The organism is Bradyrhizobium sp. CSS354 (genome assembly GCF_029051725.1).
Classification (GTDB): Bacteria; Pseudomonadota; Alphaproteobacteria; order Rhizobiales; family Xanthobacteraceae; genus Bradyrhizobium.
In genome coordinates this window covers 238,145-260,211 of sequence record NZ_JAACFU010000004.1, presented here as the reverse complement: position 1 = coordinate 260,211, position 22,067 = coordinate 238,145, and the positions used below count along the sequence as shown (strand labels likewise).

The following is a 22,067-nucleotide window of genomic DNA, read 5'->3' as shown; positions in this document are numbered from 1 at the left end:
GTCTAAAAGTGCACATAGAGCGTGTGCGCCGGGTGCGGCGCTCGCCTGAGGAACGAATGCCTGCATCGCGGCTTCTTTCGTCCTGAGCATGCTTAAGCGATCGTGAAATTGAGCCTCGCGAAGCGTGTCGTCACTTCCAGCCATGCACGTAAAGGCGGCCAGGTTTGAGTCACAGATTGGGAATGGCCGGGCAGGCGCGACACCACGGTCCTCGATGCCTCGATCACGGGGTCTGCTTCAATCTCTGGGCGCCGACGGCGCACTCGGTCGAATTGCTCGAAGCCGGCCAGCCGCCCCACCCAATGACGCGAGACGACGACGGCTGGTACCAATGGTTGAGCCCCACCGCGCGTGTCGGCACGCGCTATCAGTTCAGGATCAACGAAGATCTGGTCGCTCCCGACCCCGCCTCGTTCTTCCAGCCCGACGATGTCGGGGCGCCGAGCGAGGTGGTCGACACCGCGGCATTTCGGGATCCGGTGCTCTATCCCGGCCGCCCCTGGGCGGAGGCCGTGATCTACGAGCTGCATGTCGGCACCTTCAGCGAGCAAGGCAGCTATGCCGGCGTCGAGAAAAAGCTGCCCTATCTGCGCGATCTCGGCATCACCGCGATCGAGCTGATGCCGCTCAATGACGTCCCCGGCCGGCACAATTGGGGCTATGACGGCGTGCTGCTGAATGCGCCAAATGCACGCTACGGCAGGCCGGAAGACCTCAAGCGGCTGTTACGCGCGGCGCATGCCCTCGACATCATGGTCTATCTCGACGTCGTCTATAACCATTTCGGGCCGCAGCTGAACTATCTGCACCTCTATGCAGAGAGCTTCTTCACCGCGCGCCACAGCACCGGCTGGGGCCCTGCCGTCAACCTCGAAGGACACGACGGCGCGTTTGTGCGCGAGTTCCTGATCGAGAACGCGTTGATGTGGCTGCGCGACTACGGCTTCGACGGCTTGCGGCTCGACGCCGTTCACGCGCTGAAGGACGATTCCGAACGCCATTTCCTGATCGAGCTTGCCGAGACGGTTCGCAGTCAGCTGCCGGGCCGGCGCGTGCATCTGATGCTGGAGAACGAGGCCAATCAGGCCCGCCTGCTCGACCGAGCGCAAGGGCGAACCCGGCTCTATGACGCGCAATGGGGCGATGATTTTCACAACGCGCTCCACGCCCTGCTGACGGGCGAGGACGAAGGCTATTATCGCGCCTTCGCCGACAGGCCGCTCGAACATCTCGCGCGAGCGCTCACTGAGGGCTTTGCCTATCAGGGCGAAGTCTTTCCGCTGCATGACGCACCGCGCGGAGAGCCGAGCGCCCATCTGCCGCCCGAGGCCACCATCTTCTTCGCCCAGAACCACGACCAGATCGGCAACCGCGCTTTGGGGGAGCGGCTTTCCGCGCTGGTCAGTCCGGAGAAACTGGATCGGGCCATGGCACTGGTTCTCTTGAATCCGCATATTCCGATGTTGTTCATGGGTGAGGAAGCCGCGGCCGAGACGCCGTTCCTGTTCTTCGCGGATTGGTTGGGCGAAGCGGCCGAGCTGACGCGGGAAGGGCGGCGCAAGGAGTTTTCTCACTTCAAGGCGTTCTCGACGCCTGACATGCGCGCCAGGATTCCGGATCCGTGCGATGAAAAGACCTTCGCAGCATCGAAGCTCGACTGGAACGGCATCGACCGTTCTCCCGCCAGCGCCAGGTTTCGCGGCCTGACAGCCCAATTGCTGACGATACGGCGCGAGAAGATCGTGCCGCTGATCAAACGGGGTTTCGTGTCGGCTGATTGCAAGTTGCTGGGGGAGGACCAGCGCAAGGGTGGCCTGGATGCCCGTTGGCGGACGGAGAAGGGAGACATCTTGCAGATTGTTACCAATTTCGCCGACCGCGAACTGCCGATGCCGCCGCTGGTTGCGGGAGAGAGCCTATGGCGGTTGGGCGCCGGCGACGCGCCAGCCCTATTGCCGAACGACATCGTCGTGCGGCTTGGACAGGAGGCGTGATGGAACGGCGAGGAACGCTTCCGAAAGCTTTCCGTTAGCGGAGCAAATCTCTGGAGCCGCTTCATGACCGAATATCCAAAGCCGCCTTATCCTCCGCAACAGCAACCGATGCCCGGTTCAACGCGCGCGATGAATCCGCGACCGGATCACGGCGAGGAGAGTTATAAAGGCGCCGGGCGCCTGGCCGGAAAGAAGGCGATTATCACCGGAGGCGACAGCGGCATCGGCCGCGCGGTCGCGATCGCCTACGCCCGGGAAGGCGCGGACATTGTCGTCGCCTATTTGAACGAGGACGAGGATGCCGCCGAGGTCAAGGCGCTGGTGGAGCGCGAGGGACGCAAGGTCGTCCTGATTCCCGGTGACATCCGCAATCCCGATCATTGCCGCGCGATCGTCGCCCGCACCGTCGAAGCGTTCGGCGCAATAGACGTCCTCGTCAATAACGCGGCCCACCAGGACACGTTCAAGGAGATCGCTGATATCAGCGACGAGGAATGGCAGCGGACGTTCGAGACCAACATCCACGCCATGTTTTATCTCACCAAGGCTGCGGTGCCCCACATGCGCCCGGGAGCGGCGATCATCAACACCGCGTCGGTGAACTCCGACATGCCGAATCCGACCCTGCTCGCCTATGCCACGACCAAGGGCGCCATTCAGAATTTCACCGGCGGGCTCGCCCAGATGCTGGCCGCGAAGGGCATTCGGGTCAACGCGGTCGCCCCGGGTCCGATCTGGACGCCGCTGATTCCGTCGACCATGCCGGAGGACAAGGTCAAGAATTTTGGCAAGCAGGTGCCGATGCAGCGGGCCGGCCAGCCGGCCGAGCTCGCGACCGCCTATGTCATGCTGGCCGATCCGCTCTCGAGCTACACATCGGGAGCAACCCTGGCGGTCACCGGCGGGAAGCCGTTCATCTGACCGAATGCGCAACGAGAACGTGGCAGCCCCGCGAGCAGGGCCGCCACGTTCAGTACGTCTCGATCAAGCGGCGCTGGACGCCTTGGCATTGACGCCCTTGCGAAGTGCCACGGTGTTCAGCTTGGTATTGGCGGCCTTCTCTTCGTTCAGGTTCGTCGTGAGGAAGCGCACGATGTCGTCGTGCCCGAGTTCCTCCGCCCATGCGATCAGCGTGCCGTAGCGGCACATCTCATAATGTTCGACGGCCTGTGCGTTGGCCACGATCGCGGCGTCGAGCACGGCCTTGTCCTCGATCTCGCCGGCGGTCTCGTCGGCCTCCTTGATGATACCGTCGATGGCGGGACAATGCGTTCCGCTGGGCTCGTTGCCGAGCTTCGCGAACACCTTGCCGAGCCTGTCGACCTGCTTGTTGGTCTCTTCCAGATGAGCTTTCAGCCCGGCGACGAGGTCTTTGTTCGTCGCCTTGTCGATCATCTTCGGCAACGCCTTGAGGATCTGCTGTTCCGCGTAATAGATATCTTGCAGGCCGTGCAGCAGCAGGTCTTCCATCGATTTGATGTCCTTGGTGAAGAATCCCATAAATGATGTCTCCTTTCACAATGATGGAACTGGAACGCCGCAAAGCCGCAGCTGTTCCATCCCCGGACCAGATCAGGAGAGCCCAATGAGCGATGGAGTGGATCATCTTGCGGGCCTGCTCGGACGAGCGGCGATGGACGTGTGGGGCGACATGCCGCGCGACATCCAGGAAGCGCTGTTCGAGACTGCCATGAAGGGACGCGCCGCGGAACGGGAAGAGCTTGCGCGGCTGCTGCACGAGAGGCATCCCCGTACGCTTCATCCGGCGCGGCCGGGCTGAGTCGCGGCAGGAACGATCGGGCAAGAAGCCGATTTGTAAAATGTGCATGCGCGGCGAACGGGATTCGACGAAGCCCGCGAGCCGTAGCTCCGCCCAGGATCAAATCGGTGGGTCGATCGGCGTGACTGAAATGATGATCGGAAAATGGTATGACCCGATCTCCCAGAGATGGATCGTGCCGCGCGAGGCGCGCCCGGTGGCGGCCTATTCGCAGTCGAACCCGGAGAAAGGGCCAGAAACCCGCGCATCGGGCGATGCGGAGCGGATCTGGGACCTGTTAGTCGATTGCTGCGCGCGCGGGTGATGTCCGAGCCGCACCATCATTCGCTCTGCTGTCGGCAAATCAAAGAGTGATGACATAGACCGCGAAGGCAATGATGAGTGCCAGGCTTACGACGGCGGTGCCGATCAACATCTTGCCCATGGCGCGTCCGTGCTGTCTCGCCGCGTCAATGCAACAGTCGTCATTTTCGTTCCTGAACGGCTCTGCTGAAGCAGCTCCAACTGTTCACATGTGAACAGAGGACGTCGGTACCAAATGGCGTGAACTATATCATTTGATATAGATCTGGCTGCGCTCGCTCTTATCATTGGCCATCCAGAAAGGCACCGCATGGTGCCATGACATGGAGACCCGATCGTGCTCAGGCGGCATCGCGTTCAGCAAACCACCACGCTTCAAGAGCGGCTTGCGGAGTTCACCAGGACCATCCGTGAGAAGGCCGAGTCGTTGCCCGACGGCAAGGAGAGGGATGAGCTGATGAAACGGCTGAGAAGTGCCGACACGGCGTCAAACCTCGACCGTCAATTCGCCGGCAGGGATTGAGCTGGTGGTCTGCCGAGACGGAGATCGAGCGTTCAGCCTCTCCGGCGTCAGCTGCGGTACCAACCCGCCAGATTCCAGGTCGTAACGTCCCATCCCGACATGTCCACCATGAGGTTGTTGACCCCTGCGTTGACGATGTTGCGGGATAGAAGCGGGAGGAACACGTTAGCCTCGCAAAAGGTTTCGTCGACCTTGATCAGCAGCGCGGCGCGCTTGACCGGATCAAGCTCGTTCTGTGCGGCCTTGTAGGCCTTGTCGGCCTCGGGATCGGACCAGCGCGAGACGTTGCGGCCGAGCCATTTGTTGTCCTTGTTGGAGATCTCCCAGGAGACGCACTGGTTCAGGAAGCGCTCCGGGTCGGGCTGCGGCTGCGTGGTGTTGTACATCTCCATATCGGCATAGAATTTCGAGTAGGTGTCGGGGTTGCCGACGTCGGACGAGAAGAACACCGATGCCGTGACCGCCTTGATTTCGATCTCGATGCCGGCCTTCTGGCAAGCCTGCTTGATGATCGCCTGCGTCTTCTGACGCGGCGCATTGGTCGAGGTCTGGAAGACGAATTTGAGCTTCTTGCCGTCCTTCTCGCGGATGCCGTCCGCGCCCTTTGCCCAGCCGGCTTCATCGAGGACCTTGTTGGCCTTGTCGATGTCGAACTCGTATTTCAGCTTGGTCGACTTGAACTGTTTGGGTGCGTTGACGAAGCTCGCCGTGGCGATGCCGCCGCGCCCGTAGATGAACTTCTGGATCGACTCGCGGTCGATCAATAGGTTCATCGCGCGGCGAACGGCGGGATCGGACAGCGCCGGGTGCTTGGTCTTGGGGCTGGAGCGCTCGCCGTCCACCTCGGTCCACGGGTCGGTCGTGTTGAGGATGATGAACTCGACATTGCCGGACGGCGTGACGTCGAGCTTGCCCTTGCCGCTGGCCTCCATGCGCTTGAGGACCTCCTCCTCCACCTGCATGTTCCAGGCATAGTCGTATTCGCCGGTCTGCAGTACGGCGCGCGCCGCGGACACCGCATCGCCGCCGCCCTTGATTTCGAGCGTGTCGAAATGCGGCTGGTTCTTGACGTGATAGTCGGGATTGCGTTCGGCCCGGATCAGGTCACCTGGTTTGAACTCGACGAATTTGTAGGGACCGGTGCCGACCGGCTTCAGATTGCCGGGCGCTTCGCGCGACTTCGCGCCGACATAGTCGCCGAAATGATGTTTCGGCAGGATCGGACCGACCGAACCGACGAACGGGTCGGCCCAGAACGGGGTCGGGGCCTTGAAGAGCACCTTGACGGTGTGGTCGTCGATCTTCTCGACCGTGATGTCCTTGTAGGAACCGGTGGTGTACGCCGCTGTGGCGAGATCAGAGGCGTATTGCCAGGTGAAGACGACGTCATCGGCGGTGAAGGGCTTGCCGTCGTGCCACCTCACGCCCTGCTTCAGTTTCCAGGTCACGCTCAGGCCGTCCGGGGAAAGGCCGCCGTTCTGCTTGGATGGGGCCTCGGCCGCGAGGCAGGGGACGAGATTGCCCTCCTTGTCCCAGCCGGCGAGCGGCTCGAAGAAGACGCGCGAGGCGATCTGATCCTTGGTGCCGAGCGCGAAATGCGGATTGAGCAGCGTCGGAGCCTGCCAGAGCAGGATCTTGAGCGGGCCGCCGCCCCCGGCCTTGGTCGGCTTGTAGGGCAGCGTGGCGTCCGCCATCGCCACGTCGTTCCAGACCAGGATCTGGCTCGCGACCGGCGCTGCGATCCCGATCGCAGCCATGGTCTGCATGAAGGAGCGTCGCGACAGCTTGCCCTGCTTCACCTCAGCGATGGACTTGCGGATTTCGTTCTCGTTCATCGGATGATCCCCACTTCACAGACAAGTCGTCACCGGCCAGGGCCCATCATGTTTCATCATGGGCGAGGCGGCAATGCCGACAGGGTCAGAAAACCCTGCGGCGAAATGACGAACGTGTGGGGGGAGGTTTGAAGCCCGGATGGAGCCGAGCGCAAACCAGGATAAGTCCTGCCGCGCAGGCGGCGTCCCGAGTCGGGCTTCGCTCCATCGGACTACGGGCAACGATCCGTGCCGTTTTGCCGTGATGCGCCTCACGCTTGCGCGGGTGCATTCGTTCCCCACATGCGATCGAACGGAGAAGTGTCGTCCGCGTCAGCCGGCCAATATGGATTTCCATTTCATTGATTTCGCCTCGCGGAGAAGCGAATACGGTTCCAATTATTGCCCGAGTCATGGAGACCAAGATGTCGTTCCGTTCCACCCTGATCCTCGCGATCGTGCTCGCCGCCTGGTCGGCCGCCGCTTCGGGCGAGACCATCAAGATCGGCGTGACGCCGGGGCCGCACGCCCAGATCTTTGAGGCCGTGAAGCCGATCGCGGCCAAGCAGGGTCTCGACATCAAGCTCATCGAATTCTCCGACTACGTCGTGCCGAACGCCGCGCTCGATGCGGGCGAAATCCACGCCAATTCGTTCCAGAACCAGCCTTATCTCGACAACCAGAAGGCCGACCGTGGCTACAAGATCGAAGCCGTCGGCCTGACCGTGAATTTCCCGATCGGTGTCTATTCCAAGAAGCACAAGGCCTTCGCCGATATCCCCGAGGGCGGCAAGGTCTCGATCCCGAACGATCCGACCAATGGCGGCCGCGTGCTGCTGCTCCTGCGCGACAAGGGTGCGATCAAGCTGAAGGACGGCACCGGCTTCAAGCCGACGGTGCTTGATATCACCGAGAATCCCAAGAAGCTGAAGTTCATCGAGGTCGATGCGGCGCAGGCGCCGCGCGCGCTCGACGATGTCGACGCTGCCGCGATCAACACCAATTATGCAACCCAGGCGGGCCTCGATCCCGTCAAGGATCCGATCCTGCGCGAGGACCCAAAGGGTCCCTACGTCAATCTCATCGCTATTCGCACAGTCGACAAGGACAAGCCCTGGGTCAAGATCCTGGTGGACAGCTACCACACGGCGGAGGTCAAGGAGTTTGTCCTGACCAAGTTCAAGGGCGCGGTGCTGCCGAGCTGGTAGGCAGTCTGCCTAGTCAAAGTCCAGCTCAGGGCGATCCCGGCGGCCAGCCTTGCGTATTAGCCCTGCGCAATGCCCGCTTGTCTGGAGCTGCGGCAACCGACATCATCGGGGCCCATCCTCGTCCGACAGGGGTCGTATGAAACGCTTAGCAAACCTGAAACGCCTGGGGTTTTTCACGCGGCTTCTCGACGAGGCCCCGCCGGCCGACCGATATCGCTTCGCGGCCGAGCAGATCGTGCGCGCCGAGAAGGCGGGCCTCGATTCCGCGTGGATCGCGCAGCACCATTTCCACGAGCGCGAGGGCGGCCTGCCGTCGCCCTTCACCTTCCTCGGTTACGTCGCAGCCCAAACCTCGCGCATCCGGCTCGGCACCGGCATCGTCACCTTGCCGCTTGAGAATGCGGTGCGCGTGGCCGAGGACGCCGCGGTGCTCGATCTGCTCTGCAACGGTCGCTTCGAGCTCGGTGTCGGCACCGGCGGCAATCCCTCGGCGTTTGCCGCGTTCGGCCTCGACAGCGCCCAGCGCAACGAGATCTTTGCGCGCAATCTGGAGGTCGTCCGCACGGCGCTGGTGGGCAGGCCGCTCGACGGTGGCGACACGCTCTATCCGCAGCGGCCGCAACTGGACGACAGGATCTGGCAGGCGACGTTCTCTGTGGCGGGCGGCGCGCGTGCCGGCAAGGCGGGCGATGGCCTGTTGCTGTCGCGCACCCAGCCCCGGACTAAGGAAGCGCCGAAGGCAACGCTGGCCGAGATTCAGAACCCGGTGATCGATGCCTATCTCGAAGCACTGCCGCCGGGACGCGAGCCCCGCATCATGGCTTCGCGCACCATCTTCGTCGCCGACGACCGCACTGAGGCGTTGCGCCTTGCCGATATCGGGCTGCGGCGCGCGCTGCCCCAATTCCTCAAGGGCGGCCACGCCAAGCCGGGCGAAACGCTGGAGGAGATGATCGCGGCGTTCGACACCCATGTCGGCGCGGCCGACGACGTCATCGCTTCGCTCCGCGCCGACGCCACGCTGGAGCGGGTGACCGATCTCGTCTTCCAGGCGCATTCGGTCGATGCCCCGCATCCCAATATCCTGCGCTCGATCGAGCTGGTCGCGGAGAAGGTCGCGCCGGCGCTGGGCTGGGCGCGGACGGCGCCCGGCGTGGCGCTGGCGGGATAGTCGGAATGAACGGAATCGCGTTGCACCAGGCTGCAAGAGGCTCAATGATGGCTACGAAGGATATCATCGACACCCTCGCGGGGATCGAACCGGGTTCGGCGCTCGATACTATTCGCGCGCGACGCCTGCAGGCGCGCGACAACGCGCAGCAGAGCTATCTCTCTCTGTTCGAGCCGATCGACGCCAGTGACTTCTCGCTCGTCGAGCGCGCCGCAGTCGCGCTCTTCGTGCTCGGCCTTCACCGCGAGCCGACTGTAGCTGCCTTCTATCGCGCGAAGTTAGCTGCGATCGCCGACGGCGCGCGCTTGGTCGAGGCGATCGAGTTTGAAATCGTGCGGGGCGAGACCTCTGGCCCCTACGGTGCCTTTCCGGCCGGCCCGCTGTCGGTCGAGAACAAGGCGGGCCTGATCTACCGCGTCAGCGCGGAGCGCAAGGCCGATCTCGGGGGCCGGCTCGTTGCGGCGTTCGAGCATGCGCATCTGCTGGTGTTCCGCCCGCGCGATGCGGCTGCGGCCGACATGAAGGCGCTGCTCGCCGCCGGCTGGTCGAACACCGGCATCGTCACGTTCTCTCAGCTTGTTGCGTTCCTGTCGTTCCAGGTGCGCGTCGTCACCGGACTGCGCGTGCTCGGTGCCTCGCTCGGGCGCACCGCGAACGCCGCGGTCGGCGCGTAAGGAGGCTGCATCATGAGCGCTGCAAGCAATGTCAATTCGCCCGTGGTCTTCACCCAGGATGAACTGGGCTGGGTGTCGTGGATCGATCCGCTGCCCGAAGCCGAGCTGACCGAGCGGCATTTCGCCGGCCTCGTCGATCGCTCCCGTTCCAAGTCCGAATATTTCCGCCTGCTGGTGCGCGATCCCGAGGTGCTGGAGGCCCGCACCAAGACCGACAAGGACATCTTCTACAATGTTGCCGACGGCCTGCCGCGCGCCGAGCGCGAGCTCGCGGCAGCTGCGACCTCGCGCCACAACGGCTGCATCTACTGCGCCTCCGTGCACGCGCGTTTCGCCAGCACCTATTCCAAGCGCCGCGATGATGTGCAGCGCCTGCTCGACGAAGGCGTTGGCGCCGATCTCGGCGAGCGCTGGAATGCGGTCGTCAAGGCCTCCGTGGCGCTGGCTGCGACGCCGATCGCGTTTGGCCCGGACAATGTCGATGAGCTGCGCCGTGCCGGTCTCGACGATGCGGAGATCGTCGACGTCATCAACGGCGCGTCGTTCTTCAACTGGGCGAACCGGCTGATGCTGTCGCTCGGCGAGCCCTCGAAATAGGCAATCTCACCGGCATAGAAATTGCTGGTTGTTTCAACACCTGACAGGATGGAGCCGTCCATGAGCAACATCGATCGTCGTACCCTGGTCAAGGGCTCGCTTGCCGCCATGATGGCGGGAGCAGCCTTCTCGCGCGCCGCCTTCGCGCAATCGTCCGAACCGATCTTGCTGGGCGTCAGCGGTCCGTTGACCGGGCCGAACGCACAATATGGCACGCAATGGAAGCAGGGCTTCGATCTCGCGCTCGACGAGATCCAGGCCGCGGGCGGCATCAACGGCCGCAAGCTCGCCTATAGTTTCGAGGACAGCCAGAGCGACCCGCGCCAGTCGGTGGCGATCGCCCAGAAATTCGTCTCCGATCCCAGGATCGTCATGGAGCTCGGCGACTTCTCCAGCCCCGCCTCGATGGCGGCCTCGCCGATCTATCAGCGCGGCGGCCTGGTGCAGTTTGGATTTACCAATTCGCATCCCGATTTCACCAAGGGCGGCGACTTCATGTGGAGCACCTCGGTTAGCCAGGCCGACGAGCAGCCGCTGCTGGCGGCCTATGCCGTGAAACGTCTCGGCCTGAAGAAGCTCGCCGTGCTGCACCTCAACACCGATTGGGGCCGCACCAGCCGCGACTATTTCGTCAAGGCCGCGAAGGAGCACGGCGCCGAAATCGCGGTCACCGAAGGCTACATCGCGGAGGAGCGCGACTTCCGCTCCACGCTGGTGCGTGTCCGCGACGCCAATCCGGACGGGCTGATCCTGATCTCCTATTATTCTGACGGTGCGCTGATCGCGCGTCAGGCACGCCAGGTCGGGCTGAAGCAGGTGATTTGCGCCGCGAGCTCGGTCTACTCGCCGAAATTCCTGGAGCTCGGCGGGGAGGCCGTCGAGGACGTCCATGTCGGCACGCGCTACTTCCCCGAAGACCCGCGCCCCGAAGTGCAGACGTTCATCGCGGGCTTCAAGAAGAAATACAACGGGGTGGAGCCCGACGCGTTCAACGCCTACGCCTATGACGCGATGAACATGGCGGCCGCCGTCGTCAAGATCGGCGGCACCGACCGGCGCGCGATCCGCGACGCTTTTACGAAAGTGAAGGATGTCTCGAGCGTGATCTTCGGCAAGGCGACGTTCGACGTCGAGAGCCGGCGCGTCAAGGGCGCCATGAACGCCGAGCTCGTCGTGCGCAAGGGCCAGTTCGCGCTCTGGGACGGCAAGCCGACCTGAGGGGATCTCCTGCGTGTCTTCCTGGCTCGACTACACGATCAACGGGCTGATCGTCGGTAACGTCTACGCCCTCGTTGCGGTCGGGCTCGCGCTGATCTTCGGCGTCAGCCGGCTGATCAACTTTGCGCAAGGCTCGATCTACCTCGTCGGCGCCTATATCGGCTGGGTCGCGGTGGTGCAGCTGCATACGCCGCTGCCGCTTACCATCATCGTGGTCGCGGTGGCGGCGGCGCTGGTTGGCCTGATCATCGAACGGTTCGGCCTGCGTCCGCTGCAGAACTCGGTGCGCATCGCCCCGCTGTTGGCGACCATCGGCATCAGCTTCGTGCTCGATCAGCTCGTGATGCTGACGTTCTCCCCCAATCCGCGCGCGCTGCCGAGCCAGCTGCCAGACGTCCGCTTCCAGATCGGCGGCGGCACGATCGGACCGCTCGATCTCTTGATCGCCGGCGTCGGCATCACCAGCGCGCTGCTGCTGTTCGTGTTCCTGCGCTACAGCAAGCTTGGCTGGGCCATCCGCGCCACGGCCCAGGATCGCGACGCCGCGATGCAGATGGGTGTCGACGTCAACCGCGTCAATCAAGCCGTGTTCGGCATTGCGGCTGCGCTCGGCGGCATTTCCGGTCTGCTGGTCGGCATGTACTACAACCAGATCGACACCGCGATGAGCCTGCAGGCGACGCTCAAGGGCGTCGTCGCCGAAGTCGTCGGCGGCGCCGGCAACGTGCCGGGTGCGGTGATCGGCAGCCTGCTGCTGGGATTGGTGGAGAGCTACGGCGTCGCCGTGTTCGGCACCAGCTACCGCAATCTGTTCGCGTTCCTGCTGCTGGTCGTGGTGCTTGTGCTGCGCCCGAACGGCCTGTTCGCCAGCGCACGGCAGGCGCCGCCCGAGCCGCTCACCGGCACTTTCATCGCGCCGAGCCGCCCGGTGCGCATTCCGCGCTGGGCTCTGCTGATCGCTACCGCGGTCTTCGCGATCCTGCCGCTGTTGCCGGTGTCGTTCTACGTGCTCCAGACTCTGATCAACGCCTCGCTGCTCGGCATGCTCGCGCTGAGCCTTACGCTGGTGGCGGGCACGATCGGCCAGGTGTCGCTCGGACACGCCGCGCTGCTCGCGATCGGCGCCTACACCTCCGCGCTGCTGTCGCTCACCTTCTCCGTTCCCGTCGGCCTCGCCATCATCGGCGGCGGCCTGATGAGCGCGGCGCTCGGCACAGCGCTGATCTCGCCGTCGTTCCGGCTGCGCGGGCATTATGTCTCGATCGCGACGCTCGCGATCGGCGAGATCGTCTCGCTGGTGATCCTGAACTGGGAGAGCGTCACGCGCGGGCCGATCGGCATCTCCGGCATCCCGCCGCTGTCGCTGTTTGGCTATGAGCTGGTCAGCCCGATTTCGATCTACTGGTTCAGCTTCATCGCGATGGTCGTGCTGGCGCTGCTGCAGGGACGCCTGCTCGGCTCGCATCTCGGCCGCAGCTTTCGCGCCATTCGCGATGACGACATCGCCGCGCGCGCCTATGGGCTCAGCCTGAATCGCTACAAATCGCTGGCCTTCATCTTCGGCGGGTTCGCGGCCGGCGTCAGCGGCGGCATCGCCGCGCATCTCTATTCCTACATCAACCACGAGACCTTCAATACGCAGCAATCCATCCTGGCGCTGACGGTCGTGATCCTCGGCGGACTCGGCAATGTCGTCGGGGCCATCGTCGGAGCGGTCGCGCTGGTCGGCCTGCCGGAAGTGTTCCGGATCGCGGCGGAGTACCGCATCCTGATCTACGGCATCGTGCTGCTGCTGCTGGTGCGGTTCAGGCCGCAGGGCCTGTTGGGGACGATGTGATGGGCACGACCATGCTGTCCCTGCGCGGGCTGACGCGGCGCTTCGGCGGCCTCACCGCGGTCGACGCCATCGATCTCGATCTCGCCAAAGGCGAGCTGATCAGCATCATCGGCCCGAACGGGGCCGGCAAGACGACGCTGTTCAATCTCGTGACCGGGCTTGACCGGCCGGACGCCGGGACGGTTCGCTTCGAAGATCAGGACATCACGGGTTTCTCGCCGGAACGGCTCGCCGCCGAAGGCATCGCGCGCACGTTCCAGCTCGGCCGTGTCTTCGGCAATCTCAGCGTGATGGACAACGTGTTGATCGGTGCCCACACGCGGCTGCGTGCGGTCAGGCCGGCAGTGCCGGTGATCGGCCCGCTGCTGGAACTGGGTCTGGCGCTGCTGCGCCCCGCCAGCGTCAAGGCGGAAGAGGAGCGGTTGCGCGAGGATGTGAAGGTCATTCTCGCGCGCTTCGGCGAGCGGCTGCTGCCGCGCATCGACCAGCCGGCCTACAGCCTCTCTTACGCCAACCGCCGCCGCGTCGAGATTGCGCGTGCGCTCGCCTTGAAGCCGCGCCTGCTGCTGCTCGACGAGCCGACCGCCGGCATGAACCCGACCGAAACCACTGAGATGCAGGGCCTTGTCGCCGAGCTGAAGGCCGAAGGACTGACGATCTTGCTGATCGAGCACAAGCTCGAAATGGTGATGCGCCTCTCCGATCGCGTCATCGTCATGGATGAAGGCAAGAAAATCGCGGAAGGCCCGGGTGAACAGGTGCGCGGCGATCCCAAGGTGATCGAGGCCTATCTCGGCCACGGCCTGACAACGAAGCAGGAGAGCGCGGCATGACGAACACGCCGCCCGATGCGCTGCTGGCGCTTACCGACGTCAACACCTTCTACGGTCAGGCCCAGGTGCATTTCGATCTGTCGATATCAGTTCCGCGCGGCCACATCGTCTGCCTGCTCGGCGGCAACGCCAGCGGCAAATCGACGACGATGAAGATCATTTTGGGCCTGGTGAAGCCGCGCTCGGGCGATGTGACTTTCGACGGTGCCTCGCTGCTCGGGCTGACCACGCCCCAGATCGTCCGCCGCGGCATCGCCTCGGTGCCGGAGGCACGGCGCCTGTTCGCGGACATGAGCGTGCGCGAAAACATCCTGATGGGCGCCTTCGTGCGCGACGACCGCGAGGCGATCGCGCAGGATCTCGACAAGATGCTCACGCTGTTCCCGAAGCTCGGCCAGCGGCTATCGCAGCGCGCCGGTTCGCTCTCCGGCGGCGAGCAGCAGATGGTCGCGATGGCGCGCGCGCTGATGAGCCGTCCCAGGATGATCGTGATGGACGAGCCGACCATGGGCCTGTCGCCGCTCTATGTCGACCGCGTGCTGGAGCTTATCCGCACCATCAACCAGGAGGGCGTCTCGGTCTTCATGGTCGAGCAGAACGCCAGCCTCGCGCTCGAGATCGCGCACGAGGCCTATGTGCTCCAGACCGGCAAGATCGTTCTCTTCGGCTCCGCCCGCGCGCTGAAGGACGATCCCCGCATCCGCGACGCCTATCTCGGCGGCTCGGAGGCGGCGTGATGCAGTGCGCCGACGTCTCCTCATCGTCATGGCCGGGACAAGCCCGGGCATGACGACCTCCCGCAAATCCGCATATGCGATCATCAGGCGGCCGCCGGGTCTGGTCAGTATGACCATCCTGTGAAAAGATCATACCGCGCGTGCGTTGGTGCGTGCAGCGGACGGAATGATGGTCGTGACGAAATTATCTCTGCGGGCGGTCGAGCCCGGAACGGTGCTGCTGTTCGGCGGGCTGATCGCGGCCAACATCGCGGCGTGGGCCTGGGCCTTCGCGGCGTTCGGTGACAGGCCGACGGTGATGGCGACCGCGCTGCTCGCCTGGGTGTTCGGCCTGCGCCACGCCGTCGATGCCGACCACATCGCTGCCATCGACAATGTCGTGCGCAAGCAGATGCAGGCAGGCGGCGCGCCGCGCAGCGTCGGTCTCTATTTCGCGCTCGGCCATTCCACAATCGTCGTGGTCGCGACCATGCTGCTCGCGCTCGGCGTCGTCAGCCTCGGCGGCGACAGCCTGCTCAAGGAGATCGGCGGCTTCATCGGCACGTCGGTGTCGGCGCTGTTCCTGCTGGTGATCGCGGCCATCAATCTCGTTATCTTCGCCGGTCTGTGGCGAACGTTTCGCGCGGCGCGGGAGCGGGGGATTCACGATGCGGAGGGCCTCGACGCCCTGCTTGCCAATCGTGGCCTCTTGGCGCGGCTGCTCGGCCCGATGTTCCGCCTGGTGACAAAGCCCTGGCACATGTACCCGCTCGGCTTTTTGTTTGGGCTCGGCTTCGACACCGCAACCGAAATCGGCCTGCTCAGCATCTCCGCCGGCGAAGCCGCGCGCGGCGCTTCGTTTGCCGATGTCCTGGTTTTCCCCGCGCTGTTCGCGTCGGGTATGGCGCTGGTCGATACCGCCGACTCGGCACTGATGGTGAGTGCCTATCGCTGGGCCTTCGTCGATCCGCTGCGAAAGCTCTGGTACAACCTCACGATAACAGGGGCTTCCGTGGCGGTGGCGCTGTTGATCGGCGGCATCGAGGCGCTCGGGCTGGTCGCGGATCGGCTCGACCTGTCCGGCGGCGTGTGGGCCCTGGTCGACGCACTCAACGACTCGCTCGCCAATGTCGGTTTCGCCGTGGTCGCGCTGTTCGCGATTGCATGGCTCGTCTCGGTCGTGCTCTATCGGCGCATGTTTGGGGTTGAGCGGCGGCGCGCGGCGGATGCGCTTGTCGGCGCCGATGCTACCGAAGCGGCCTGAACGACAATCCGCTGGCTCAAGCCGACGCCGCGCTCGCGACCTGCTCTGCCGGCAGATCGTCGGCATTGGGATCGCCCGGCGCGGTGGCCCAGGCGAGCTCCACCAGCGTCACGATCCGGCGGCCGGCGCCGTCGAGCTGACAGACGATCAGGCCCTGCTCCTCCATGTAGCCGAGCAGGCGTTGTGCCCGGCGCAGCGAATGCGAGCCGTAGGCGCGGGCGATCGCGGCGTCGCCGGGGCAGGGCCAGCCTTCCTTCGCGGCACGCGCGATCATCATGAACACGCCCTGCATGTCGTCGGGCAGGATCGAGGCGCGGAGCGATACGTCCTGCCAGGCGTCGTCCTCGGCGTGCTCGGCGCCGAGCCCGGCGCGTGCGCGTGTCAGCATGCGCCGAAATTCGGTGAGGTCGGGCACCGCCGAGCCGAGGCCCTCGATGCGGCAGCGGACCACGAACTCCTGGTAGAGCACGCCGACCGCGCGGAAACCGGCATCGGGCGCGGCGAGGACGGCACGAAGGGTCCGATCCACGCGCTCGCGCCGCTCTGCGAGTTCCTCGGCACTGACCGGGACCTCGATCATTTCGGGGCCGATCTCCGGTGCCGCAGCCTTTGCGGCGCGGAGCTGCTCGAGCAGATCGGGCGCGGGCCGGCGCTGCGGCCGGCTGGCATCGGGCGGCGGCGCTGCCAGGATCACGGCGCGCATATTTTCGAGCGTGGCCTCGGGCATCGGCATCAGCCGCGGCGTGGAATTGCGCGGCTGGGTTTCGGTCGCGCCGATATTCAAACGCAGGGGGCGTCGCGACAGCGCGGGGCCGAGCGCCATGAATTGTCCGCGTTCGAGATCGCGAAAGGATTCGGCCTGCCGCCGCTCCATGCCGAGCAGGTCGGCGGCGCGCGCCATGTCGATGTCGAGAAAGGTGCGGCCCATCAGGAAGTTGGACGCTTCGGCCGCGACGTTCTTGGCGAGCTTTGCCAGCCGCTGGGTCGCGATGATCCCGGCAAGCCCGCGCTTGCGGCCGCGGCACATCAGATTGGTCATCGCGCCGAGCGACAATTTTCGCGCTTCATCCGAGACTTCGCCCGCGACCGCAGGCGCAAACAGCTGCGCCTCGTCGACGACCACCAGCATCGGATACCAATGGTCGCGGTCCACGTCGAAGAGCCCGCCGAGGAAGGCCGCGGCGCGGCGCATCTGGTTCTCGGCGTCGAGCCCTTCGAGGTTGAGCACGGTGGAGACGCGATGCAGCCGGGCGCGCTCGCCGGCAACCTGAAGGCCGCGTTCGGTGTGATCCTCGGCCTCGATCACGAGATGGCCGAAATGCTCCGCCAGCGAGACGAAATCGCCTTCGGGATCGATGATGGCCTGTTGCACCCAGGGCGCGCTCTGCTCCAGCAGCCGCCGCAGCAGATGTGATTTGCCGGAGCCCGAATTGCCCTGCACCAGGAGGCGGGTCGCCAGCAGTTCCTCGAGGTCCATGGCCGCCGCGGCGCCCGCCGTGGTCTGCCCCATCTCGATCGCAACCGTCATGCCCGACTCAAGTCCCATCATTCGCGGAGAGGGGCTTATCAACCCGGCCGGCGCGCGTCGAGCGCCACGGCGAGAATCATGCGTCGTTGCCCACGGCGGAGTTCAGGCGTGATTCGATTGCCGTAGAAGTGCGGGCCGATAGGGGGCTTGCGGATCGTCGTCTTCGTTCTCCGGGATGGCGCAGGAGCCGAACTCCTGCCTGATCCGCTCGATCTCGGCGATGCGCTCGTGCAGCCGCTGCAAATGCTCCGGGGATTTCGCCCGCCAGAATCGAAATGTCTCGGCCGTGAGCGGCAGGAACGCGGTGCCGAACAGCGTCGGCTCGGGAACGACGGTGCGCCCGAGCAGCAGGAACCGGTCGGCGCCGGAGACGACGAGGGTCGCGTAGCCGCGGTTTCCGATTCGGCTGATCCCGTTCAGCGACCATTCGGCGAGCTTGCTCAAATAGGGCTCCTCGCGCCAGCGATCGCGGCAATGATCATCGACGGTCACGTTCACGGCGTCCTGGCTGAAATGCACGACGATGCCCGACTTCGCCGGAAACCAGTCGTCGTCGAGATGGCCTTGCAGCCAGGCGCAGACGAATGAACGGCACATCTGGGGACGGCGCTCGTAGATGGTGCAACCCGTGTCGGCCTGCCAATGCCCGCACAGCTGGTTCACCGGCTTGTCAACGGCGGCCACTTCGAGGATGTCGCAGCAGGCATTGCACGAGCCGCATTCCCGGGCAGGCTGGGTTGTCCTCGTCGGGCCGGTTCCGCGAAAACCCTGACCGTCGCGGACCAGCAGCTTCTGCTTCTCCAGCGCGTTCAACGCACGTTCGATTTTGAGACGAGACAGTCCGGTGGCGTCGATCACGCCCTTCATCGTCGTCGCGCCTGCCTCTACTGCGCGGACGACGCTCAGCATCGCCTGGTCCATGACTTCTTTTTCTGCAATTGTTCTGGTCTGGACTCCGATCGCAGGGGAGACTGCAAACCCTGTCTGAAAAACCCTTGAAAGACAGCTTACTTACAAAGCTATCTTGCTCAGCCCTGGCCGCGAGACAAGACAACGAGCCTGCCGCGCGCGCATGCGGCGTTTGCGCAAATGAAGGATCTCGCCCGAAGCGCGCGACCTCGGTTGAGCGCGCGGCGGACAAGGATTTGTGCGCTTTGGTTCAGTTCGAGCGGAAATGCCGCATTTTCACGCTGCGCCACGTCGAGACATGACCGGCAACATGGCTCTCTGTCATTCAGACGTGATATTTGCGGGTGAAAGCAGGAGGGAACTGAAAGCGACACGATCGCGTGATCGACGAGTTGCGATCACGCCTGTTGAGTTTGAATCAGACCGGGAACAGTGCCGCGCGAGATGATTTGCGGGTAGGGCATGGTGACGCTCAGCCCCGGTGTCCTGGGAGCGCAAGCGCTGACGTGTTCGATGGCGATGGAAGCGCCCGTTACAGCGCGCCCGATCCGCCCTGCACGATCTTCTCGTTGAGCTTCAGGTCCACGGTCTCGACCGTGCGGTCGATCTCTGCATTGGGCGCGCCGAGCTGATGCGAGATCAGCTTCACCAAGAGGTCGACGCGCTCGATGAAGGGCGCGCCGCCCGCCACCGCGCGTGCGGCCGACGACGGCTTCAGCAGGCTCTCGGCAGCCTTGGCGTATTTCGCGAACGGTACCTGGTCTTGCGGATCGGCGCCGAGACGCCGGGCGATGGCGTCGACATGCTCGTAGATGGTCTGCGAGCGCGCGAGATCACCGTGCACGGCATCGCGGATCGACTGCGGCTCGTGCGGGGTGATGCAGCGATAGTTGCCGGTCAGCAGCATCGACCATTTCGCCAGCGGCACGAACAGAGAATCGAACACCTTCAGCTTCACCGGCACGTCGTGGCCGTCGAGCGTCACCGCGTCGATGTCGGCTTCGAGCTCGCGCAGCACCTTGTTGTGCTTCTCGTCGGCGAACACGGATGCCTTGAAATTCGTGGGCAGACCGACGTGAAGCACGTTCGCAGCCTCTTCAGGCGGACGGAACGCCTGCGGGTCGGGCGAGCACAGGGTCACCAGCCCGGGCTCGAAGCGCTCCCACACCTGCGCATTGGTGTAGGCCTCCTCGAGATCCATGTCGGCGAGCGAGGGGATCCGCTTCAGATAGGGCAGCGGCGGCATGTTCATGATCGACAGGCACGGCAGCTTCGCCGCGGCGATCCTGACCATGAGAACGCGCACCGTGTGGTTGGTGTATTGCGGCTCCTGCATCGCAAGGCCGACCATGTCGTAACGGGACAAGTCCACATTGGCCGGCGTCACGGCGGCGAGCTTGCCGGGCAGGTCGCGCGAGAAGATGGCGCGGTGAACCGCCTCGTCACGCAACTTGATGCGCACCTCGGTCCCCTCGCGGTTGATCAGCTCTGCGGTCTTGGTGCGGCAGACCAGGGTCACGTTGTGCCCCGCCATCAGCAGCTTGGTGCCCAGCAGGGAGCCGTAGGAAGCCCCGAGAATCAGGATGTTACGCGCCATGTCTCGTCCCTTTGACAATTTGTGCGATTTTTGAGCCCCGGCCGTCATCCGCGGCGAGTTTGGCGGGCATGTAAGGCAAAGTGCGTGGGGATGGCAACTGGGATAATGGATACAAGGCTCAGAAGGCGCGGCAGGCGGGGCGGCGTGGTGCTTGATGCCAAAAGCGAGACGACGCCTGACCGGCGACGGGTTCTGCAGGTGCCTGATCTGCTCAAATAACTGGCTTACCGAAGTAAGGAATGTTGTACGTTCTCGATCGCTGGGGCTCGCCCAGAACGCGATTATACCTCGTCACGTCTCGCGCGCCGGGCGCGGATGAGCGACTTCGAGGATTTGTCGCGCCGGTTTTCCTGCGGCACTAACAGCCGGAAAGTCCCTTGGTGAAGGCCGTCGGCATCGATCAGGCGGCAACCCGCCGCATATTTTATCGCTATCGTGATGGGTGGCACGCCGGATCGGCGTCATCAGGAATTCATGATGGAAGCCGACACAGGCGATGGGTTTTCCGTCACCGAATGAGCTCCAATTTTAGTCGTCCACCGCAACAAAAAACGACAAACGCGGGACTGCAAAAAATGGCAGAGTGGTGCGGGGCCTAAACTGTGTATCAGCAACGGAGCTGAGGTATGACGATTGAGGGGAGCCCGCGTGGACTTTGTATCGAGACCGGCTCGTTTGAACTAAATATCGTTTCGGCCGGTTTTCGTGCGGAGCCAACACCGAATGATCGTCAGCCTCGGGGCGCCGCCGCGCGGACTGAACCGGACACTGGCTATTGTGACCTTTCGCTGCGCGCCCAAAGGGCCGGGAAAGAGATCAAGGCACGTTGCACCATCGGCGGACACGAGCATGACGGCCGCGATCATGCCCGCCCACGATCGTTCCTTGTGCATGGCGCTGCGCTGAAAGCGAAGCCGGCAAATCTTTGCAATTTAAGTCTTTGGCAGTCCCTGTCCGGGCAAGCGTTCACGGCGCCGTTAGGGGACTGACATGGATGGTGCTCATTCGTCTCGCTGCTCGCGCGACGGCGCGGGTGGCAATCTGGCACGCTTGCGCAGTCGCGCGTCGGAGTTTTTCGAGAACCTGTCCGTCACGGAACTTGCGCGTGAGGCGCACAGGCATCTGTGGGTTTCAGAGTGGTCGAGGATTGCCGACGACTACCGGATCTTCGCCGAATCCGCGCGGGACGATGGCTCCGTCTGGATTTCACGCGAGGCGTGGCTGTGCTCGCTGACAGCCCTCGAAATCGCACGAAGTCTATCTTGTCCGGAAGATTCCACGCGCCTCGACCTCGCAGACAAGGCCGGGATCGGCCTGAGAGGCTTCGAGGATGATGCCGGTCAGGTTCGAGCGCGTGAAGATCGATGGCTTCGATCAAGAGGCGTTGACGGGCCTCTTTTTGCCCGCTTGTCGTCGCGAGCCTGGGGCACCCGCACTCATCTGCGTCGGTGACGATGAGGATTCTTTGGCCTCGATGATGAGCCGATTGTGGCCGGCCGCACTCTGCCGGAATGTGTCACTCCTGCTTGTCGATGCCCGCGCTTCAGCTGCTCGTCGCTCCTTCAAGCCGGAGCACGTCCTGCAGTGCTGGCTGGACTATCTGGAGGCTCGGCCGGAGGTCGATGGACAGCGGATTTCGGTCTACGGCGAAGGGATGTGCGCCAGTGATGTCTCCCGCCTCGCCTTATATGATCGCAGGATAGCTGCCGCGGTGTGCGATGGCGGCCTTTTGGCGTCGGTCAAGCGTCGTGCGTCGGTTCACTGGATGACCGGCGTCGAGCGGACGGTCCGTGACTGGGCCTCGACAGGCTCGCTGCTGCCGTCGCGTCAAATCGCTTGCCCGCTGCTCATGGTCGTCGGGAGCCGCTCGATGGTCCGTGAAGCGGAGGCTCTCGAGCTGCAGGCCGGTTATCGGCACGCCGGAGCCGATTGCTCGGTCGTCGTGCCAAACCGGATCCCGTACCCTTTGGGCGAGATCGAGAATTTCATCTCCGTGGACGATTTCATCTTCCAGTGGCTGGACAGCAAACTCGGAACGGCCGGTCGGATCGATCCCGTAACCTACCTCTAGGCATGACAGACGCACATTCCACTCAGGACA

Annotated in this window: 20 protein-coding genes; 15 read left to right on the top strand and 5 right to left on the bottom strand. The window is 64.1% G+C overall.

The genetic code is table 11. The features are described from left to right. The first annotated feature begins 182 nt into the window (after positions 1–182). On the top strand, positions 183–1,994 hold the full coding sequence (gene treZ / locus GWG67_RS11225; protein WP_275169408.1) for a malto-oligosyltrehalose trehalohydrolase: 1,812 nt from the start codon (positions 183–185) through the stop codon (positions 1,992–1,994). 63 nt (positions 1,995–2,057) lie between these two features. Then, the gene (locus tag GWG67_RS11220) at positions 2,058–2,915 is read left to right on the top strand and encodes an SDR family oxidoreductase (protein WP_275169407.1); all 858 of its coding nucleotides are present in this window, start codon (positions 2,058–2,060) and stop codon (positions 2,913–2,915) included. A 63-nt stretch (positions 2,916–2,978) separates the two neighbouring features. Here GWG67_RS11220 and GWG67_RS11215 read toward each other — a convergent pair whose 3' ends face one another. Continuing rightward, on the bottom strand, positions 2,979–3,494 hold the full coding sequence (locus tag GWG67_RS11215) for a ferritin-like domain-containing protein (RefSeq protein ID WP_275169406.1): 516 nt from the start codon (positions 3,492–3,494) through the stop codon (positions 2,979–2,981). Between the two features lie 85 nt (positions 3,495–3,579). Between GWG67_RS11215 and GWG67_RS11210 the strand changes: the two genes are divergently transcribed. From GWG67_RS11210 to GWG67_RS11200, 3 genes are all read left to right on the top strand, one after another. After that, complete coding sequence (locus tag GWG67_RS11210; RefSeq protein WP_275169405.1) at positions 3,580–3,774, top strand: hypothetical protein; 195 nt, start codon at positions 3,580–3,582, stop codon at positions 3,772–3,774. Positions 3,775–3,820: 46 nt separating this feature from the next. Beyond that, positions 3,821–4,078, top strand: coding sequence for a hypothetical protein (locus tag GWG67_RS11205; protein ID WP_275169404.1), 258 nt, complete (start codon positions 3,821–3,823; stop codon positions 4,076–4,078). Positions 4,079–4,414: 336 nt separating this feature from the next. Continuing rightward, positions 4,415–4,600, top strand: a complete 186-nt coding sequence (locus tag GWG67_RS11200; RefSeq protein WP_275169403.1) for a hypothetical protein — start codon at positions 4,415–4,417, stop codon at positions 4,598–4,600. A 47-nt stretch (positions 4,601–4,647) separates the two neighbouring features. Here the strand turns inward: GWG67_RS11200 and GWG67_RS11195 are convergent, their stop codons facing one another. After that, on the bottom strand, positions 4,648–6,435 hold the full coding sequence (locus tag GWG67_RS11195) for a peptide ABC transporter substrate-binding protein (protein ID WP_275169402.1): 1,788 nt from the start codon (positions 6,433–6,435) through the stop codon (positions 4,648–4,650). A gap of 392 nt (positions 6,436–6,827) precedes the next feature. Between GWG67_RS11195 and GWG67_RS11190 the strand changes: the two genes are divergently transcribed. The 9 genes from GWG67_RS11190 to GWG67_RS11150 all read left to right on the top strand — a co-directional run bounded on the left by GWG67_RS11190 (position 6,828) and on the right by GWG67_RS11150 (position 15,932). Beyond that, positions 6,828–7,622: a MetQ/NlpA family ABC transporter substrate-binding protein gene (locus GWG67_RS11190; RefSeq protein WP_275169401.1), complete on the top strand. Its 795-nt coding sequence runs from the start codon at positions 6,828–6,830 to the stop codon at positions 7,620–7,622. Between the two features lie 136 nt (positions 7,623–7,758). Further along, the gene (locus GWG67_RS11185) at positions 7,759–8,793 is read left to right on the top strand and encodes a putative FMN-dependent luciferase-like monooxygenase (RefSeq protein WP_275169400.1); all 1,035 of its coding nucleotides are present in this window, start codon (positions 7,759–7,761) and stop codon (positions 8,791–8,793) included. A gap of 47 nt (positions 8,794–8,840) precedes the next feature. Next, entirely contained in the window at positions 8,841–9,467 is a 627-nt protein-coding gene (locus GWG67_RS11180) for a CMD domain protein (protein ID WP_275169692.1), read from the top strand. Positions 9,468–9,479: 12 nt separating this feature from the next. Then, complete coding sequence (locus tag GWG67_RS11175; RefSeq protein ID WP_275169399.1) at positions 9,480–10,064, top strand: alkylhydroperoxidase domain protein; 585 nt, start codon at positions 9,480–9,482, stop codon at positions 10,062–10,064. A gap of 60 nt (positions 10,065–10,124) precedes the next feature. Continuing rightward, positions 10,125–11,282 carry an ABC transporter substrate-binding protein gene (locus GWG67_RS11170; protein ID WP_275169398.1) on the top strand — a complete coding sequence of 386 codons (1,158 nt, stop codon included), beginning with the start codon at positions 10,125–10,127 and terminating at the stop codon, positions 11,280–11,282. A gap of 13 nt (positions 11,283–11,295) precedes the next feature. Beyond that, positions 11,296–13,119 carry an ABC transporter permease gene (locus GWG67_RS11165; RefSeq protein ID WP_275169397.1) on the top strand — a complete coding sequence of 608 codons (1,824 nt, stop codon included), beginning with the start codon at positions 11,296–11,298 and terminating at the stop codon, positions 13,117–13,119. Continuing rightward, positions 13,119–13,952, top strand: a complete 834-nt coding sequence (locus tag GWG67_RS11160) for an ABC transporter ATP-binding protein (protein WP_275169396.1) — start codon at positions 13,119–13,121, stop codon at positions 13,950–13,952. Before GWG67_RS11165 ends, GWG67_RS11160 begins: the two co-directional genes overlap by 1 nt. Next, the gene (locus GWG67_RS11155) at positions 13,949–14,689 is read left to right on the top strand and encodes an ABC transporter ATP-binding protein (RefSeq protein ID WP_275169395.1); all 741 of its coding nucleotides are present in this window, start codon (positions 13,949–13,951) and stop codon (positions 14,687–14,689) included. The genes GWG67_RS11160 and GWG67_RS11155 overlap by 4 nt, the downstream gene beginning before the upstream one ends. A 166-nt stretch (positions 14,690–14,855) precedes the next feature. Next, positions 14,856–15,932 (top strand): HoxN/HupN/NixA family nickel/cobalt transporter, encoded by a 1,077-nt coding sequence (locus GWG67_RS11150; RefSeq protein WP_275169394.1) that lies wholly within the window; start codon positions 14,856–14,858, stop codon positions 15,930–15,932. Between the two features lie 16 nt (positions 15,933–15,948). Here the strand turns inward: GWG67_RS11150 and GWG67_RS11145 are convergent, their stop codons facing one another. The 3 genes from GWG67_RS11145 to GWG67_RS11135 form a co-directional block, all read right to left on the bottom strand. Beyond that, positions 15,949–17,460 (bottom strand): ATP-binding protein, encoded by a 1,512-nt coding sequence (locus tag GWG67_RS11145; protein ID WP_275169393.1) that lies wholly within the window; start codon positions 17,458–17,460, stop codon positions 15,949–15,951. Positions 17,461–17,562: 102 nt separating this feature from the next. After that, a complete protein-coding gene (locus GWG67_RS11140; RefSeq protein ID WP_275169392.1) occupies positions 17,563–18,381 on the bottom strand; it encodes a YkgJ family cysteine cluster protein in 819 nt (272 codons plus the stop codon). A 520-nt stretch (positions 18,382–18,901) separates the two neighbouring features. Beyond that, on the bottom strand, positions 18,902–19,966 hold the full coding sequence (locus GWG67_RS11135) for a ketopantoate reductase family protein (protein WP_275169391.1): 1,065 nt from the start codon (positions 19,964–19,966) through the stop codon (positions 18,902–18,904). A 1,330-nt stretch (positions 19,967–21,296) separates the two neighbouring features. On the opposite strand from GWG67_RS11135, the gene GWG67_RS11130 reads away from it, so the two are divergent. Further along, entirely contained in the window at positions 21,297–22,037 is a 741-nt protein-coding gene (locus GWG67_RS11130; RefSeq protein ID WP_275169390.1) for an alpha/beta hydrolase, read from the top strand. The last annotated feature ends 30 nt before the right edge of the window (positions 22,038–22,067 follow it).

Bases quoted from the DNA above. Each gene is read 5' to 3' on its own strand.
- GWG67_RS11220 (WP_275169407.1), top strand. From the start codon at position 2,058: ATGACCGAATATCCAAAGCCGCCTTATCCTCCGCAACAGCAACCGATG.
- GWG67_RS11145 (WP_275169393.1), bottom strand. From the start codon at position 17,460: ATGACGGTTGCGATCGAGATGGGGCAGACCACGGCGGGCGCCGCGGCG.
- GWG67_RS11180 (WP_275169692.1), top strand. From the start codon at position 8,841: ATGGCTACGAAGGATATCATCGACACCCTCGCGGGGATCGAACCGGGT.
- GWG67_RS11150 (WP_275169394.1), top strand. From the start codon at position 14,856: ATGATGGTCGTGACGAAATTATCTCTGCGGGCGGTCGAGCCCGGAACG.
- GWG67_RS11215 (WP_275169406.1), bottom strand. From the start codon at position 3,494: ATGGGATTCTTCACCAAGGACATCAAATCGATGGAAGACCTGCTGCTG.
- GWG67_RS11135 (WP_275169391.1), bottom strand. From the start codon at position 19,966: ATGGCGCGTAACATCCTGATTCTCGGGGCTTCCTACGGCTCCCTGCTG.
- GWG67_RS11185 (WP_275169400.1), top strand. From the start codon at position 7,759: ATGAAACGCTTAGCAAACCTGAAACGCCTGGGGTTTTTCACGCGGCTT.
- GWG67_RS11130 (WP_275169390.1), top strand. From the start codon at position 21,297: ATGATGCCGGTCAGGTTCGAGCGCGTGAAGATCGATGGCTTCGATCAA.
- GWG67_RS11205 (WP_275169404.1), top strand. From the start codon at position 3,821: ATGCGCGGCGAACGGGATTCGACGAAGCCCGCGAGCCGTAGCTCCGCC.
- GWG67_RS11155 (WP_275169395.1), top strand. From the start codon at position 13,949: ATGACGAACACGCCGCCCGATGCGCTGCTGGCGCTTACCGACGTCAAC.
- GWG67_RS11160 (WP_275169396.1), top strand. From the start codon at position 13,119: ATGGGCACGACCATGCTGTCCCTGCGCGGGCTGACGCGGCGCTTCGGC.
- GWG67_RS11175 (WP_275169399.1), top strand. From the start codon at position 9,480: ATGAGCGCTGCAAGCAATGTCAATTCGCCCGTGGTCTTCACCCAGGAT.
- GWG67_RS11140 (WP_275169392.1), bottom strand. From the start codon at position 18,381: ATGGACCAGGCGATGCTGAGCGTCGTCCGCGCAGTAGAGGCAGGCGCG.
- GWG67_RS11210 (WP_275169405.1), top strand. From the start codon at position 3,580: ATGAGCGATGGAGTGGATCATCTTGCGGGCCTGCTCGGACGAGCGGCG.
- treZ (WP_275169408.1), top strand. From the start codon at position 183: ATGGCCGGGCAGGCGCGACACCACGGTCCTCGATGCCTCGATCACGGG.
- GWG67_RS11170 (WP_275169398.1), top strand. From the start codon at position 10,125: ATGAGCAACATCGATCGTCGTACCCTGGTCAAGGGCTCGCTTGCCGCC.
- GWG67_RS11195 (WP_275169402.1), bottom strand. From the start codon at position 6,435: ATGAACGAGAACGAAATCCGCAAGTCCATCGCTGAGGTGAAGCAGGGC.
- GWG67_RS11190 (WP_275169401.1), top strand. From the start codon at position 6,828: ATGGAGACCAAGATGTCGTTCCGTTCCACCCTGATCCTCGCGATCGTG.